At 61.6% G+C, this 16,523-nt stretch carries 11 protein-coding genes and 1 pseudogene; 3 read left to right on the forward strand and 9 right to left on the reverse strand.

Annotation, left to right across the window (positions count from 1 at the left end; all coding sequences use genetic code 11):
- Window positions 1–2 precede the first annotated feature (2 nt).
- A pseudogene (locus tag AMK05_RS13735) lies at window positions 3–2,752 on the reverse strand (bifunctional diguanylate cyclase/phosphodiesterase).
- A 290-nt stretch (window positions 2,753–3,042) separates the two neighbouring features.
- Here AMK05_RS13735 and AMK05_RS13740 point away from each other — a divergent pair.
- Window positions 3,043–3,645 (forward strand): hypothetical protein, encoded by a 603-nt coding sequence (locus AMK05_RS13740; protein ID WP_064839251.1) that lies wholly within the window; start codon window positions 3,043–3,045, stop codon window positions 3,643–3,645.
- Window positions 3,646–3,930: 285 nt separating this feature from the next.
- Here AMK05_RS13740 and AMK05_RS13745 read toward each other — a convergent pair whose 3' ends face one another.
- Both AMK05_RS13745 and gcvA read right to left on the reverse strand, forming a co-directional pair.
- Window positions 3,931–5,100, reverse strand: coding sequence for an RNA ligase (locus AMK05_RS13745; RefSeq protein ID WP_237352103.1), 1,170 nt, complete (start codon window positions 5,098–5,100; stop codon window positions 3,931–3,933).
- 159 nt (window positions 5,101–5,259) lie between these two features.
- Window positions 5,260–6,153, reverse strand: a complete 894-nt coding sequence (gene gcvA / locus AMK05_RS13750; RefSeq protein ID WP_064841377.1) for a transcriptional regulator GcvA — start codon at window positions 6,151–6,153, stop codon at window positions 5,260–5,262.
- Window positions 6,154–6,333: 180 nt separating this feature from the next.
- Between gcvA and AMK05_RS13755 the strand changes: the two genes are divergently transcribed.
- Window positions 6,334–7,209 (forward strand): DMT family transporter, encoded by an 876-nt coding sequence (locus tag AMK05_RS13755; RefSeq protein ID WP_064841378.1) that lies wholly within the window; start codon window positions 6,334–6,336, stop codon window positions 7,207–7,209.
- Window positions 7,210–7,347: 138 nt separating this feature from the next.
- Here the strand turns inward: AMK05_RS13755 and AMK05_RS13760 are convergent, their stop codons facing one another.
- On the reverse strand, window positions 7,348–7,848 hold the full coding sequence (locus tag AMK05_RS13760; protein WP_064839255.1) for a GFA family protein: 501 nt from the start codon (window positions 7,846–7,848) through the stop codon (window positions 7,348–7,350).
- Between the two features lie 165 nt (window positions 7,849–8,013).
- Between AMK05_RS13760 and AMK05_RS13765 the strand changes: the two genes are divergently transcribed.
- Window positions 8,014–9,345, forward strand: a complete 1,332-nt coding sequence (locus AMK05_RS13765; protein WP_082935607.1) for an IS1182 family transposase — start codon at window positions 8,014–8,016, stop codon at window positions 9,343–9,345.
- 578 nt (window positions 9,346–9,923) lie between these two features.
- On the opposite strand, the gene AMK05_RS13770 is transcribed toward AMK05_RS13765, so the two are convergent.
- The 5 genes from AMK05_RS13770 to AMK05_RS13790 form a co-directional block, all read right to left on the reverse strand.
- Entirely contained in the window at window positions 9,924–12,056 is a 2,133-nt protein-coding gene (locus AMK05_RS13770) for a beta-galactosidase (RefSeq protein WP_064839257.1), read from the reverse strand.
- A gap of 18 nt (window positions 12,057–12,074) precedes the next feature.
- Entirely contained in the window at window positions 12,075–13,220 is a 1,146-nt protein-coding gene (locus AMK05_RS13775) for an ABC transporter ATP-binding protein (protein WP_064839259.1), read from the reverse strand.
- Between the two features lie 38 nt (window positions 13,221–13,258).
- Window positions 13,259–14,110, reverse strand: a complete 852-nt coding sequence (locus AMK05_RS13780; protein ID WP_064839261.1) for a carbohydrate ABC transporter permease — start codon at window positions 14,108–14,110, stop codon at window positions 13,259–13,261.
- Complete coding sequence (locus tag AMK05_RS13785; protein ID WP_064839262.1) at window positions 14,110–14,994, reverse strand: carbohydrate ABC transporter permease; 885 nt, start codon at window positions 14,992–14,994, stop codon at window positions 14,110–14,112. Before AMK05_RS13785 ends, AMK05_RS13780 begins: the two co-directional genes overlap by 1 nt.
- Before the next feature lie 209 nt (window positions 14,995–15,203).
- Window positions 15,204–16,478, reverse strand: coding sequence for an ABC transporter substrate-binding protein (locus AMK05_RS13790; protein ID WP_064839263.1), 1,275 nt, complete (start codon window positions 16,476–16,478; stop codon window positions 15,204–15,206).
- Between the last annotated feature and the right edge of the window lie 45 nt (window positions 16,479–16,523).

The raw sequence follows: 16,523 nt of genomic DNA on the forward strand, positions 1-16,523 counted from the left end.
GGTCAAGCCGCCTTCTCAACCACCGGCTCGCTCATCGCCTGCGGCTTGCCGAGCAGGTAGCCCTGCGCCTCGTCGCACTGTTCTTCGGACAGCGTATCGAGCTGCGCCTGGGTTTCCACGCCCTCCGCCAGCACCGGCACCTCCAGGCTGCGGCCGAGCGCCAGGATGGCGCGGACGATCGCCTTGGATTGGGGGCTGGTCTCGACCTCTGACATAAAGCTCTTGTCGAGCTTGATCTTGTCGAAGGGGAAGGAACGCAGCGTCTCCAGCGACGAGTAACCGGTGCCGAAGTCGTCGATCGCGATCGAGACGCCGAGCGCCTTGATCTCTCGCATCGTCCGCAGGGCCTTGTCCTTGTCGACGATGATCGAGCTTTCGGTGATCTCGATTTCGAGGCGACGCGGGCTCAGACCGGTTTCCAACAGGATGCCAGCGATGACGGTCGCCATGTCGGCGTGACCGAGCTGGATGGGCGACAGGTTGACGGCGATCTTGTGGCTGTTGTTCCAGCTCGCCGCCTCCCGGCACGCTTCTCGGAGCACCCATTCGCCGATCGGCAGGATCGCGCCGCACTCCTCGGCAAGACCGATGAAATCCATGGGCGGGATGTTGCCGCGTTCGTGATGCCGCCAGCGCAGCAGGACTTCGTAGCCGGTGATCTCGCCCGTCCGCACCGATTTCTGCACCTGATAGTGCAGATGAAGCTGGCTGCGGTCGATCGAGGCCCAGAGGTCCTTGGCAAGCGCGCGGCGGCGGCGCGCATGCTCGTCCATGGCAGCCTCGTAAAAGCAGACCTTCTGCAGCAAGGAATGTTTGGCGCGGTACATCGCAAGGTCGGCATTGGCGAGAAGCCCGTCGACGCTTGCCGCGTCGCTCGGATAGACCGCAACACCGAGGCTGGCGCCGGTCTTGATCTCGAAGCCATCGATGGCGACCGTCCCGGTGAGAGCGCTTTCCAACCGCGCGATGAAATCGTGCAGGCTGCTCAGTTCATCGAAGCGCTTGGTCGCGGCAAACTCGTCCCCGCCGAACCGGGCGATGAACTCGCCCTCCTGCCGCGCCTCGTCGAGCCGCCGGGCGAGCTCGACAAGCACCTTGTCGCCGGTCCCGTGGCCGTGCTGGTCGTTGATCTCCTTGAACTTATCGAGATCGATGCCGATGACGGCGACATTGCCCCTCACCCGGTCGGCGATCATCATTTCCTCCGAGACGCTTTCGCCGAACTGCAGCCGGTTCGGCATGCCGGTGAGGCCGTCATGCTTGGCAAGGAAGGCCACCTGCTCCTCGGATTTCAGGCGATCGGTGATGTCTTCGAAGGTGACGACCCAGCCGCCATCGGCGAGTATGTTGACATTCTGCTGGATGCATATGCCGCTCGGATATTTGTGAACCGCGGTGCCGGCGCCTGATCGGATCAGCGCCATGTTCCTGAGATAATGCGCCTCGGCCTGCGCGGCCGCCTCGGCCACGTCTTCCGCATGGGCGGCATAGCCGACGTCGACGATCTGCCGGTAGCCCATGCCGGGACGCACCGACCCTTCCGCAAATTTGAAGATTTCGAGATAGCGCTTGTTGCAAAGCAACAGGCGCTCATCCCTGTCGAACATGCAGATGCCCTGGCCGATATTTTGCAGCGCGACGTCGAGATTGCGGGTGACCTCGTCGATCCGGTCGGCATCCGCCTTCTGCTTGCTGTTGTCCTTGGTGATCTTGGCATAGCCGATCAGCGCGCCGGGTTCGTCATAGATCGGATCGATGACGACATAGGCCCAGAAGGAGGAGCCGTCCTTGCGGTAACGCCACCCCTGCGCTTCGAACTTGCCCTCGGTGTGCGGCGATCTTCCTCAGAATAGAACAGCGAGAAATCCTTGCCGACGATCTCATCGGCGCTATAGCCCTTGGCGCGCTCGGCGCCGGCATTCCAGTTGCTGACCTTGCCATCCGGATCGAGCATGTAGATCGCGTAGTCGGTCACCCCCTGCACCAGGAGCTTGAAGTTGCGCTCCGCCCCGGCGGTCCTGGCCTGCGAGCGCACGGCGAAGATGGCGGCCGCAAAACCGGCCGCCAGCAGCGAAAAGGTGACGGCGGCGATCGTCACCGCCATCAGCGCCGGCGAAAGCAGCATGTCGGGGTCGAGCGCGGTGATGCCGGGAATGACCGTCACCCCCGCCGTCGCGGTGAAATGCAGGGCGACGACGCCTGATGTCAGCAGAAGCGTCGGCACCAGCTTGGCCAAAATCGACCGGCCGCTCCTGTCGGCAAATCGAAAGGCGGCGATCGAAAGGGCGACGCCGAGAGCGACGGAGGCCATGATGTAGCCCGCGTCCCACGAAATCTCACCCGGGAATTCGATGGCCAGCATGCCGCTGAAATGCATCAGACCGATGCCGGCGCCGAAAAACACGCCGGCCAACATATTGGCCACCCACCTGCTATAGCCAATCTTGGCGGCGACCGCCACCGTCGTGGCCACGATCGCGACCAGCAGCGAGACCAGCGTCAAGCCGGCATGATACCCGACGACGACACCGGGGTCGTAGGCCAGCATGGAGATGAAATGCGTGGCCCAGATGCCGAAACCACCCGCCGCCCCCGCCGTCATCAGCCACACCCACCGAACCGCGCCATCGGACAACGTCGCCCGATCGAGCAGAACCATCGCGCAATGGCTGGCGAGAAAGCAGATCAAACCCGCAAGGCCGACCAGCGTGAGATCATGCTGCTCGGTGATGCACGTCAGGACGGTGAACATGGAAGAAGCCCTCGATTTGAGGGGCACGCTAATCAGCGGTCGCTTAAGGAAGGTTGAAATGGGTGGGGCGGCCGGGTGGGAAACGGGGCTGTTCGCGTGGGTTGTTCGGTGGGTTGTGAGATTAGGGTTTATGGTGGGTGTTTTGGTATGGTGAATGGATTTTCGACTGACGCGGAGGGCGAGGCCCCGCGAAATAGGACTTCCCTGTGGGCGAGCCCGAGCCGGCGACTTCGATCTCCCCAATTTCACCCAAGCACGGTGGTAGCGCCCTTGAATGAGGGGAATCTGGGATGTCGATCTTGCTAAGAAGTTTGTCGCTACTGGTTGGAATAACATTGGCGGTGCCGGCCTTCGGCAATTGCGTAACCGCCAATGAGACCAAACAGGGCGTGCTGCTGACCAGAGAAGCGCCTTTCTATTCCGTATTCTACAAGCCGGACGGCCCGGGTCTCGCCGAACAACGGCTGATGGAGCGCGACGGCTCACTGCAGCCGGTGTCGGCTGTCTATGTGCACCCCTTGCTCGTCGAAAAGAGAGTGAGTGCCAGCGGAACGCATGAGCTGAAATACGCGAATGCGATTGCGTTAGACGATCTGCCACAGAAGAAGAACTGGAAATCAGACACCACGCTTTTCATCAATGGCAAAAAATCCGTTTCGGGCACGACTTTTATGAGGTTCGACGGCTTGGGAGAGGAAAGGATTGCATCTTGTTCCTACAAAGTCTGGGCCATCAACAGCCGCCTGGAACTGACGGAATTGCCGCCGATCATTTTCGAACAATACTATTCCCCCGAGCTTCATCTCGTTCTTCGTTCGGTACGGCTGAGCACCGCCAACCGGCCGTTGAGCGAGGTTCGATTTGATCGGTTCCAAATTGGCTGGGGCAACTAGGCGGACGTCCCTCTATCATCCCAGAAAACCCGTTCTCTAAGGGCTTCTAAAGGGGTAGCGCGACTGGACAAAGACCACCGAAGGTGCCTCTGAGACTCAGAGGCTAGCCCCTTGGACAGACTGACCTGACGCAGAGCAATTCGAACGCCTTCTGGAGCAAAGCACACGTTCCACTTGCTGCCGCTGTCTAACGCGTTATTGCCTCAATGTCACAGCCGAAGGAACCTCTCAGCCGAGGCCTTCTCCAATCCCGCATTCACGCCAGAGCGACTGTTCGCTGCAAATCTACGATGTTGCCTCATCAATCACACGCCCCATGGCATATGACGGCTGGTAACCTGGCAACACATTGCCGGTGGGTCTGATGGAACGCATCAACGCGTCTCGGGACTTGCCTACGATTGCACCTGCTTTTCGCAAGCCAAAAACGTAAGGACCCACGTCAACAGGCAGTGAATTGAGCGTCAATCCCAACTCTTTGTCGGAAAGATGGGCGACAGATGCTGCCAGTTCAGCGACCTTCCTTTCCATCGCCGCGTATTCCTTCGTCAGCAGGAGTACGATGTTGTCAAAATCGCTCCAAAACTCTTCCGGCAAATCACGACGAATCGCGGCCATGTCGTCCCCAGCGGCCATTGCTTCCCACAGTGCCAATGGCGTGCAGCGTGAGATCAATGCATGGATACGCCGGTACTCGGAGCCTTTGAGTTTGAGGCGCAAGCCATCTGTGAATCTAACGACAAATCCCTCGTTGTCGCGTGGGAGCGTTGCAGTATGGAGCATCATGTCCGCCATATTCCCGAACTCATGGCGTTCGGCCGCACGCCATCCTAACGCTTGGCTGGTCTTTCGAACCTCGTCGTAGGTTACTTCAAGACCTGAAGCGTGGTAGGCCGCCAACATCACCATGGCAGGCTCCGCATATCGCACGACCATTCTGTTTTCCGGATATACCGCCTCGAACAGATATGTCGTATCCGGCGACAGACCGGAGAGATCGTGGGCATCCAAGCGTGCTTGAGCCCATAGGGCCTGCTCGGAGTCGAACGCGCCTTTGGTGGCTGCGTGCCATCGGCCAGCATCATTGAACACGATTATCAGACTACCATCGAGCTTTTCGAACGCCTCAAACGGCAGATCTGGTACTTCGCCATGCCGCTCGCCGACATTGAAAAACTTCGGAAACGGCGTGGCAACGACTCGACCAGCGCCCTCGTCCACAATGAGACCGCGAGCGATCAGCGCAAACTGATCCCAACCATCCTCATATACGCACCGGGGCGTATAGATGTAGAGCTGCAAAGTATTAGTTGCGTTCGGACGGCGATGGACATGGCCGAGCCCCTGGGCTCGCTTCAAGCCAGCGATAAGGTCGGGAAACGGGATTTGGCGTGCAGGGTGTATCGGGTCGTTCATCTTTTCACTTTTATCGCCTTCAGAATTAATTTTGGCCAATTTATCAATTGTTCAGCCATTCCACGCCGTCAAACGCGATTTACTAATAGATTTGATCGTCCGCTCTGATGGCTGCAACGCCTATCGGGTTCGGACCCAGCACAGCCTTTGCCAATGATTTCGCTACTGGCGTTCGCGATCCCCGCCATCATCAGCTTTCTATGTCGCCGCCTGAACCTCGCCCACGACCCAGTTCCGGAATGCTTTGACTTTCGGGTGGTCCCCATTTCCCGTTCGATAGACGAGATCATAGCCCCACTCGACGTCCAGCCTGGCTTTCGGGAACAGGGCAACGAGGCGCCCTTGGGCAAGGTCTTCGGCGACCAACACGCTTCGTCCGAGTGCGACGCCTTCGCCTCGAATGGCAGCTTCGATGGACATGCTGCCGTGGCTGTATCCCGGGCCGCGTGTTTTTGAATAGGGCAATCCCACCAACGCGAACCACCGCTCCCAAGTCGTGGTCATGCCGATCTCATGAATGAGCTGGCATTTGGCTAGATCGGCGGGATCGGAAAGCCCGCCCACCCGATCGAGATATGACGGGGCGCATACCGGCGACACCGTCTCGTTCATGATGCGCTCGGCCGTCGCTGCGGGATAAACGCCCGCTCCATAGCGGAGAGCAACATCGACCTGGCTCTTTGTGAAATCCACCCAGGTGTCCGTCACTTCCAGATGCACATCTAAATCAGGGTATTGCGCCATCAGCCTGTGAAGACGGGGCGTCAGCCACTTGCTGGCGAAAGAGATGCCGGAACTGACCACGAGACGCGTTGTATCGCTGCGGCTTCGGATAGACTCCGCCTCGCGGGCAAGCTCGGACAGTAGCCGCGTCACGGTGCTGAAGAAGGACGCGCCGGCTTCGGTCAACTCGATCTTTCGAGTCAGACGGCGGAAGAGCGGAACCCCCAGATGGACTTCCAGCGCCTTGATCTGTCGGCTGACTGCCCCGTGCGTCAGGTGCAGCTCATCGGCCGCTCCTGTCATGGAAAGCCGTCGCGCCGTCGCCTCGAAGGCGCGAAGGGTTTGTAATGGAGGGAGTTGATCGGCCATAGCATCCATGCGTGAACCAGGATCACGCATCCTGTGAGGAACAATCGTTTGTCAGCGGCAATTGAGCCGCGCATATGGATGATAGCTTTGCACGCTTCTTCCAACGATTGAAACCGCTTTATGACCCAAGACGTCGCCATTGCCTTCAAAGCGTCTGCTTCCACCAGAAGCATTTCAGCGATGCTGCTGCTTGCCGTGATGTGGGGGCTTTCGATCCCGATAACGAAGCTCGGCCTGGAAACGGTCCCACCATTGATGTTTACGGCGATGCGCTTCCTCGTCGCTGTTCCCTTGCTGCTCATCCTGGCAAGCGGTCGCCTTCGGGTGCCGCTCCGGGCCGTGCCAAGCATCATCGCTCTTGGGGTGATGGGCATCACGCTCGGCAATGTCGCCCAGTCGTTCGGGGTGCAGGGAACGTCGGCGTCCGTCGGCACCATCGTCTCGGCGACGATACCCATCTTCATCGTGATCTTTGCCGCATTCCGGCTTGGTCAGCCTGTCGCCGGCAGGCACTGGGTCGGACTTCTCGCTGCCTTCGGGGGCATTGCTCTGGTAGCCGTCGGAAGCGGCTCGGGCGTCGACGATCTGTCGAAGACAACGGTGACAGGGGTCGCCTGGATGCTGGCTTCGGCGGTCGCAATTGCCTTCTACTACATTTGGAGCGCGGAACTGACGGACAGGTACGGCATCTTGCCGGTTGCGGCTTGGAACGCGCTGGCGGGGCTCGTCACGATCCTGCCCCTAGCGGCTATCGAGATGGCAAACTCGCCATACCAGCTCACCGTTCAGGCGCTTTGGACAGCCGTCTATCTTGGTGTCATGGTGACGGTCGCGGGGCTGTTGCTGTGGCTCTACATTCTTCGCGTTGTCCCTGCCCGCGTCGCGGCAAGTGTCCAATATCTTCAACCCGTATTCGGGATCGCCGCTGCGTCGCTCATGTTCGGCGATCGACTGGGCGTTTTGTTCGTTGCAGGCGTGATCGTGATTCTGGTTGGCTTGGCTCTCGCGGTGTCGAACAAGCGGTCCGTTCCGGAAGGAGTGGTCACGCACGCGTAATCCCAGTTCCCCTCGCTCTGTTATTCCAGGAGCGAATTGGCCTGCCCTTCGGGGCGGGCCTTTTTCATGCAGTTTTGCTTCGAGAGCCTCACTTGGGTGCTCCGAGGGGCTTAACAGGACAGGCCGCCGGAACAGGCGTCAGCCGTCACGCGCCCTCACCGCCCATGAGCCGGCATCGTGATCGGGGTGCTGGTTGTTGCTCTGCTTGATGGCCGCGGCCCAGTCGGCGCCGTTGGTTTCGGTCGCGCCGGTATTTTCGATGCTCGTGATCGTATCGAACCATGCCACCATGTTCTCGGTGCAGGTATTGGCATGCGGCGGGAAGAGGTTTGGGTCGTCGAGCGAGCCGATCATCAGGTTGGTGCGGCCATTTTCGAGGTGGTGGAAAAACAAGGGCGTGCCGCAATCGGCGCAGAAGCCGCGCTCGACAAGCTCCGAACTCTTCCAGATGCCCGGCTTGCCGCGAGTCCAGGTGAGCACATCATCGGGCGCAGCGACGAGCGCGGCAAAGAGGTTGCCCGAGGCTTTCTGGCACATGCGGCAATGGCAGAGATGCGAATTGTCGAACATCGCGGTTGCGTGATAGCGCACGGCACCGCACTGGCAGCCGCCGCTCACCTCCATCTCGATGCGCTCCATTTTTCTTCTCCTTCAAGAGGCGGGTGGGCTTCATCTCTTTTAGGTTGTAGTTTTTTGATCGTCCAGCCTGGCCTCCCACGAGAGCCTCATTCTGAGAGCCTGTGAATGTTTGGTAGCGGAGGCGATTGGATTGTGATTCTGTTGGGTCGTTGATTTGCTTGGGGGATGATGGTGGGCGACGACCTGTTCGAAGGATTGCCGGTGCATGGAGCGCGGCGAAGTGCTCAGGTGGGACGCGGAGCGGCGCGCATGCGTGAGCCGGTGCGCGATCAGATCGAGTTGCGTGCCGTCGATATCGACAGCTTGATCGGCCAGGATCATGCGGTGCGGGTCATTTGGAACTATGTCGAGGGACTGGATCTGAGCACGCTCGAAGATCGGATCAAGGCGCGTGAGCACCGGCCAGGCCATCCACCGATTTCGCCACGGCTTTTGCTGGCGCTGTGGCTCTATGCCAGCAGCGACGGCGTCGGCAGCGCGCGGGCGCTGGAACGGCAGTGCGGGAGCCACGACGTCTATCGCTGGCTGTGCGGCGGTGTCTCGGTGAACTATCACACACTGTCGGATTTTCGGGTTGGTTGCGCCGATTTGCTCGACCGGCTGCTTGCCGAGCATCTGGCGGCGCTTGCCGGTGCCGGCCTCGTCACTCTCGATTGTCTGGCGCAGGATGGCGTGCGGGTCCGGGCAAGCGCGGGTGCGGCCTCGTTCGGCCGCAAAGCGACGCTTGATCGGCATCTTTCCATTGCCGAGGCGGTTGTGGATCAGCTCAAGCACGAGGTCGATGCGCGTTCGGATGCCAGCACTCGGCGCATCGAGGCGGCCAGGGAGCGGGCGGCGCGCGAGCGCGGCGAGCGGCTCAGAGCAGCCCAGGTCGCTCTTGACGAGATCGAGCGCCATCGCCAGGCGCGCGAAGAAAAGCGCGGCAATGGCAAAAAGCCGAAGGAGCCGCGCGCCTCCAGCACGGATGCACAGGCGCGGGTGATGAAGATGGCCGACGGCGGCTTCCGCCCGGGTTATAATGTGCAGGTTGCGAGCACGGCCGGTGAGCAGTTCGTGGTCGGGCTCGAGGTGACCAATGCCGGCTCCGATCGCGGCCTCATGCGGCCGATGCTGGAGCGGTTGCGCGCGCTAAGCGGCCATCTGCCGCGGCGCTATCTCGCCGATGGCGGCTTTGGCAGCGCTGAAGATATCGAGTGGGCGCACGGCGAAGGGGTTGAGGTCTTTTGTCCGCCCACTCAGTCCAAGCACGGAACCGATCCCTTCTTGCCGCGCCGCGGCGACGGTCCGGGTGTGTCGGCCTGGCGGGCCCGCATGGCAAGCGAGGCGGGCAAGGCTCAGTACAAACCCCGATCGATCTGCGAATGCGTCCATGCCCGCTGGCGCAACTGGAATCTGCGACAATTGACGGTGCGCGGCATCGAAAAGGTCCAGGCCGTCGTGCTCTGCTACGCACTCACCAACAATATCTTGCAAGGCCATCGGCTTGCCAAGGGCTGAGCCACTGTCACCACCCAGACACCAACACGCGACCATCCGAACGCAGCGCGCAATCGCCTGACGCTCGACTGCATCGGCCAGCCAAGATCGGCCAAAAACGCGCCGGATTCAAAAGCTTCACAAGCTCTGAGGCGCCCCGCAGGGGCCTCGAGGACGAAGCGGGCGCGCTGGTGGTGGATGGTGGAGCCCGTTTGTGTTGAGTGCTGCGGCGATGGCGGGATCGGCGGTGACGACGGTTGGTGTGACGCGGGGGGGTGAGACGTGAGGCGGTGGCCGCCTCCATTGTCACTGCTTGATGACGGGAGGCTGGCGGCGATATCGGTCGGACTTATAAGCGCCGGCGCGCCGTGTGGCCCCCTCATCCGACCCTTCTGGCCACCTTCTCCCCGCTGGGAAGAAGAGAAGAGAATGCCGCTTCGCCATCGACCCAATTGGATGAAGTGCTTATGCGCGGGCGGGTTCGTTTGCCGGTTTCGGAGCGACTTGCTCCCTCTTCTCCCCAGCGGGGAGAAGGTGGCCCGAAGGGTCGGATGAGGGGGCTGCACGGCACAACTTACACCATCACTGTTCTATGCGCCTCACCCCTCCAACTCGACAATCGCACAGCCGTACCCTTCAAGCTCCAACCTCCCCTTCACCGGCTTTTCCCCATCGAGCAGATCCCGCCCGGCCGGCACACCGCCGATTGTCGCGGGCTGGTCGGTATAGTTCTGCACGAAGAGCAGCAGCCGCTCCGCGTTCATCCGCATCGTCACCTCCACGCCCTCCGGCAGCCCACCGACCAGCGGCTCGATGCCGGCCTGGGGGAAGAGGCGTTCGGTGAGCGCTTCGGTCAGTTCAGGCGTGAGGTAGGTGCCGAGATAGACCACCTGCCCCTTGCCGACCTTACGGGAGGTAGCCATCGCCTGGCCCTCGGCATAGCGGTTCGACCAGGCGGCGATCACTTCGACGTCGGGCTCGACGGTCAGGTTTTCGTAGAAATGGCCGCCGGTCAGTTCGCGGTTGCCGATCTTGAAGCGGCGCTGGCGGCGCTGGGATTCGGCCGGTTTGTTCGGCGGGATGACGAGGCCGCCCGAGCGCTCCATCACGTCGAACAGGCCGTTGGCGCCGGGCGCGGTCAGACGGCCGAACTCCTCGACGCGCACGCCGGTCAGCTTCGAAAGTGCTGCGCCCGGGGCGGTCTCGCGGATGACGTGGTTGTCTTCATTGCGGGTGCCCGTGCGGGCGCCGATGACGACGGTGCCGCCCGAGGCGGCGAAGGCTTCGAGCTTTGCCGTCCATTCGTCCTTCCACATCACCCAATGGGGGACATAAAAGAGCTTCAGCTTCGAGAGATCGTCCTCGGGATGGATGAAGCCGCAGGCGATGCCGCGGTCATAGCAATATTGATGCATGAGGATCGCATCGTCCTGCGGGCTCGGCAGGCCGATCGGATAGGTCTTGTGGGCTTCCTGATTGTCGAAATCGGAGCCGGCAATGCCCACATCCATGCGCACATAGGTGCCGAGAATCCTGGGCTGCAGCGCGATCATCTCGGTCGCGAAGCGCTTGGCCTCCTCATAGCGGTGACGGCCGATATCGTCATGGTCGATGATGCCCATCCAGTAGATTTCGGCGCCGAAATGGGCAGGCCGCCAGCGGAAGAACATCAGGCCGTCAGCGCCATGCGCGACCGAGGAAAGCGCCATGCGGCGCAGTTCCCCCGGCTCCGGCGTCAGCGTGCAGAAGCCCGGCTGGCTGCCGAAGCCGGATTGCTGCTCGGGCACGATGTAATTGCCGGAGAAGCCGCGGCAGATATCGAGGTGCAGCGCCTGCACCTTGGCGTGGTTGCCGAGCCGCTGGAACTCGTCATAAAGCATCGGATAGATGTCGTAGCCGACGAAATCGAGATCCTTGCTGAACTGGCCGCGGAAATCGATATCCCTCAAGCCGCCGAGATTGTGGAAGACGAACCAGGAAGGCTTCACCGCGCGCAAAATCTCCACCTGGTCGTGCTGGAAGCGGGCCGTCGAGAAGGCGAGGAAGCGGTGGTAATCCTGCAGGTGGCCGGGGCTCGGAAAGGTCGGGCCGAACTCGATCGGCAGCACCACCTGATCGAAGCTGTCATAGGCCGTCGCCCAGAAATCACCGCCCCAGGCGTGGTTGAGTTTGGCGATCTCGCCGTATTTATCGGCAAGGAAGGCCTGGAATTCGGTGAGCGTCGCCTGGGAAAAGCTCTCCGGCATGCTGGTGTTCAGCTCATTGTCGGTCTGCCAGCCGACGACGTGCGGATTGTCGCGGTAGTGCTCGGCCATCGCCCGGGTGATGCGCTTGCTGTGCTCGCGCAAGACCGGGCTTGCCGTATCGCAATGCTGGCGTGAGCCGTGGCTCATTGGCCGGCCCTTGCCGTCGACCCTTAGAATTTCAGGGTGGGCTGCCGTCAGCGATCGCGGCGGTGTGGCCGTCGGCGTGCACATGATCGTATCGATGCCGTGGCGCCCGAGGATCGCTATGGCGCGGTCGAAGAGATCGAAATTGTAGGTGCCGAGCCTGGGTTCCAGAATGTGCCAGGCGAATTCGGCCATGCGCACGACATTGAAGCCGGCTTTCGCCATGCGCTCGGCATCGCGCTCCCAATAGCTTTCATCGACATGCTCGGGATAATGCGGCACGCCGACCAGGAAGCGGTCTGTTTTGACGGGGTTCCATACGGAGAGGGTCTTGTCGGACACGGGCGTGGTCTTTCCTGATTACTTGTCGAGGATGGTTTTGCGGGCGCTGATCGTGCGGCCGCCATCGGATGAAAAGAGATAGAGTTCGCGGGCATCGAGCTTCAGCGCCACCTTCTGCTCGGGGCCAAAGGGCGCGACGTAGCTGAGCTGCACGGTGATGTTGCCGGTGCCGCTTTCGGACGCGATGGTCTGGAGATTGCCGGCATCGACATAGAGAATGGTCTCGCGGCCGAGATGCTCGACGAGCCGCACGTCACCCTCGATCGCCGCGCCCTGCCCGCCGTCGGCGACCATCGATATGTTCTCCGGGCGAACACCGAGCGCCAGCCCGGCGCCCTTGGAAAGCGCCGTCGGTTCCGCCAATTCCACCGTCACCGGCACGAGACCGGGCGCCGAGACGGTGATGTTGCGGCCGGATACCTCATCGACGCTGACGCCGAGGAAATTCATGCGGGGCGCGCCGAGGAAACCGGCGACGAAGAGATTGTCGGGGTTGCGGTAGAGCTCCAGCGGCGAACCGACCTGCTCGATGATCCCGTGGTTGAGGACGACGATGCGGCTGGCCATGGTCATCGCCTCCACCTGATCGTGGGTGACATAGACCATGGTGGCGCCGAGTTCGGCATGCAGGCTGCTCAATTCGACGCGCATCTGGGTTCTGAGCGCCGCATCGAGGTTCGACAGCGGCTCGTCGAACAGGAAGACCTCCGGCGAGCGGGTGATCGCCCGGCCGATCGCCACGCGCTGGCGCTGGCCGCCGGAGAGTTGCTTCGGCCGCTTGTCGAGCTGATCGGTGATCCGGAGGATCTTGGCGGCGCGGGCCACCGCCGCCTCGATCTCGGCCTTCGGGCGCTTGGCCATCCTGAGGCCGAAGCCCATGTTCTCCGCCACCGTCATATGCGGATAGAGCGCATAGGACTGGAAGACCATGGCGATGCCGCGATCGCCCGGCTCCTGGCTGCTGACGTCGCGGCCATTGATCAGGATCTGGCCCGACGAGATCGTCTCCAGGCCGGCGATCGACTTCAGAAGCGTGGACTTGCCGCAGCCCGACGGCCCGACCATGACGATGAACTCGCCTTGCGCCACGGAAAGGTCGATGCCGCGCAGCGCATGATAGGCGCCGTAGTTCTTGTTGATCTCACGAAGTTCGAGACTGGTCATGCCCTGGCCCTCTCTGGTTGAAACGAAAGACGCAGCACTCATCCCTTCACCGCTCCCATGGTGAGGCCGGCGATGAAGTGCCGCTGCATCAGGAAGAACATCACCACCGGCGGCACGGCGACGACGATCGTGCCCGCGGAAATCAGATTCCAGGCGGAGACCCATTCGCCGCGCAGATTGGCAAGGCCGGCCGTCACCGGCTTGACGCTGTCGCTGACGGTCAGCACCACGGCCCAGAAATAGTCGTTCCAGATGAAGGTGAAGATCAGGATGGCAAGGGCGGCGAGCGCCGGCCGCACCAGCGGGATCGCCACATGCACCAGCGTCTGGAAAGGCGAGGCGCCTTCGGCGCGGGCCGCCTGGAACAGTTCGTCCGGAAGGGCGGCGATGAAATTGCGCATAAACAGCGTCGCAAAGCCAGTCTGGAAGGCGACGTGGAAGATGATCAGCGCCGCGGTGGTGTCGATCAGGTCGAGCCGCACCATCAGATCGCGCACCGGGATCATCATGATCTGATGCGGCAGGAAATTGCCGCCGACGAAGAGCGCAAAGATCAGCATATTGCCGCGGAAGCGGTAGCGCGACAGCACGTAGCCGGCGAGCGTCGACAGCGCCAGCACGCCGATCACCGCGGGAATGGTGATGATCAGGCTGTTGAGGAAATAGCGCGCCATCGGCGTCTGGGTGAAAACGGCGGTGTAATTGTCGATCACGCCGATGCCGGTCGGCCAGCCCCACAGATTGCCGCCCATGACATCCTCGGTCGAGCGGAAGGAGGTGAGGATGATGGCAAACAGCGGGCAGAGCCAGAGCAGCAGCACGATGACGACGGCGAACACATAGAGGCGGCGCTGCCAGACGGCGGTCTCGGGAATGGGACGAGGATACATCAGCCTCCCCTCTCTTCGGTGCGGATGATGCGGGAGAGATACCAGACGATGAAGACGGCCATGATCACGAACAGCACCGAGGCGATCGCCGCGCCGTAGCCGAAGCGGTAGGAGAAGATCGACTGCTCGAACATCTGGTAGGCGAGGACCGAGGACGAGCCGAACGGCCCGCCCGAGGTCATCACCGACACCATGTCGAAGGAGCGGAGCGCGCCTACGACGGTGACGGCAATGGCGATGAAGGTCACCTGGGTCAGCTGCGGCAGCACGATGTGCCACAGCATGTTCCAGCCCCTCGCCCCGTCGACCCGGCCGGCGCCGATCAGCTCTTCGCTCAGATTGTTGAGGCCGGCGAGATAAAGCACCATGCAGAAGGTGACCTGCGGCCAAAGTGCTGCGATGACGATGGCGAAGGTGACGAAATGCTCATCGGACAGTACCGCTGGCGCCACCGCCCCGAAGGCTTTGAAGATCAGCGCCAGCAACCCGAATTCCGGCGTATAGACCCAAGTGAAGACGACGCCGACGGTGACCGACGCCAGCACCAGCGGGATGAAGAACAGCGACTTCAGGAAACGCATGCCGCGGATTTTCTGGTTGACCAAGAGCGCGATGGCGAGCCCGATCGGCGGCGCCGCCATGAACATGACGAGCCAGATCAGATTGTTCTTCAGCGACACATAGAATTGCGGATCGTTGTAGAGCTCGACGTAATTGCCGAGCCCGATCCAGACCATCTCGCCGAAACCGTCCCATTCGTGAAAGCTGATCCACACGCTCCGCACCGCCGACAAGAGGATGACGGTGAAGAACAGCACGATCGCCGGCGCGATAAGCAAAGTCGGGGTAAGCCACCAACGCTGGCGGCGCCATAATGTCTGCATCTTGAGAACCTTGTTTAAGGATAGAAGCGAGCGGCCCTCGTGGGGCTGCCCCTCATCAGGCTGCCGCCACCTTCTCCCCGTAAACGGGGCGAAGGAGATATGCCGCAACCTCTCCGTCCCTCGCCAACGTCTCGCGGGGCACGTCCCCTCTCCCCGTTTTTACGGGGAGAGGGTTAGGGTGAGGGGCAAACGACAGATACGGCGCAGCCTCAGATCTTGTAGATCCGCTTCCGCGTCCCCTCGAGGCGCGTGAGGATCGCCTTGCGCCGGTCGGGCTTGGCCATGAACTCCTGGAAGCCGACGAGGCCGGCCTGCGCCATATCCGGGTCGCTGTCGCGGTCGTAATATTGCGACGTGCCCTGCACCGTTTTCATCGTTTCCACGGCGACGTTGACGAGGTCGTCCTTGCTCGGCGGCAGGTCGTTGCGCGGCGGCACGTTGCCGCCGGGCTCCAGATAGGCGGCCAGGTTTTCCGGCCTGTAGAAATAGGCGAGGAAGTCGCGCGCGCCCTGCTTGTTCTTGGCCTTGGCGGGAATGTGGATCGAATTGACCGAGAATTCCTCGAAATGGCCGACCTTGGCGTCGAGCACCGGGAAGGTCGCGTAAGCAAGCTGCGGCAGATCCTCGGCAGTGAAAGCCGAGCGCAGGAAGGCGCCGAGGTTCATCATGCCGGCCTTCTTCTGCGCCAGCAGGGCCGCCGCCTCCTGCCAGCCGAAGGATGTGTGGTTCGGGGTGAAGAAGCCCTTTGATATCATTGCTTCCCACTGGTCGAAGACAGGGGTCAACGATGGGTCGAGGTAGCTCATCTCGCCGTTCATCAGCGCCATGTGCTTGTCGAGACCGCTGATGCGCAGGTTCATCTGGTCGAACCAGCCGGCCGCCGGCCAAAGCTCCTTGGTGCCCATCGCCACCGGCGTGATGCCGGCCACCTTGCATTTTTCGCCATAGGCCATGAACTCTTCGGCCGTCGTCGGCACGGTCAGCCCATGCTCGGCAAACACGTCCTTGCGGTAGAACATGCCCCAGAGCGTGCCGCCTGTCGGCAGGCCATATTGCTTGCCATTGTCAGTGACGGCATTTGCCGTCGCACCGAGCACGTCCTTGTACTTTTCCTTTTCGAAGAGATCGGAAATATCGTCGAACAGGCCGCGCTTGACGAAGGCGCGCATGCGGTTGCCGGAAAACCAGGAGCAGACATCGGGGGCGCCGGCGACGAGATAGTTGCGGATCGCCGTCTTATGGGCCTCGTGATCCATATTGTTGATGACGACCTTGACGCCGGCTTCCTTGCTGAAGCCCGCAGCGATCGCCCTGAGCGCGTCGAGCGCGGCACCATTGTTTTCATCGGAGATCATCGTGACCTCCTGCGCCTGCGCGATCGCCGGGATCGGGAAGCTGCCGGTGACGGCCGCGGCGGAGACCAGGCCCGCGCCCTTCAGGAAGCGTCTGCGGGTGGTCGACGGAAATTGCTTCAAAAATGCCATTGAATTCCTCCCAGTTGATCGATCAAAACCGCCCGGCCCAAGCCG

The organism is Rhizobium sp. N324, from assembly GCF_001664485.1.
GTDB lineage: Bacteria > Pseudomonadota > Alphaproteobacteria > Rhizobiales > Rhizobiaceae > Rhizobium.

Bases quoted from the DNA above. Each gene is read 5' to 3' on its own strand.
- AMK05_RS13740 (WP_064839251.1), top strand. From the start codon at position 3,043: ATGTCGATCTTGCTAAGAAGTTTGTCGCTACTGGTTGGAATAACATTG.
- gcvA (WP_064841377.1), bottom strand. From the start codon at position 6,153: ATGGCCGATCAACTCCCTCCATTACAAACCCTTCGCGCCTTCGAGGCG.
- AMK05_RS13755 (WP_064841378.1), top strand. From the start codon at position 6,334: ATGCTGCTGCTTGCCGTGATGTGGGGGCTTTCGATCCCGATAACGAAG.
- AMK05_RS13760 (WP_064839255.1), bottom strand. From the start codon at position 7,848: ATGGAGCGCATCGAGATGGAGGTGAGCGGCGGCTGCCAGTGCGGTGCC.
- AMK05_RS13765 (WP_082935607.1), top strand. From the start codon at position 8,014: ATGATGGTGGGCGACGACCTGTTCGAAGGATTGCCGGTGCATGGAGCG.
- AMK05_RS13775 (WP_064839259.1), bottom strand. From the start codon at position 13,220: ATGACCAGTCTCGAACTTCGTGAGATCAACAAGAACTACGGCGCCTAT.
- AMK05_RS13780 (WP_064839261.1), bottom strand. From the start codon at position 14,110: ATGTATCCTCGTCCCATTCCCGAGACCGCCGTCTGGCAGCGCCGCCTC.
- AMK05_RS13785 (WP_064839262.1), bottom strand. From the start codon at position 14,994: ATGCAGACATTATGGCGCCGCCAGCGTTGGTGGCTTACCCCGACTTTG.
- AMK05_RS13790 (WP_064839263.1), bottom strand. From the start codon at position 16,478: ATGGCATTTTTGAAGCAATTTCCGTCGACCACCCGCAGACGCTTCCTG.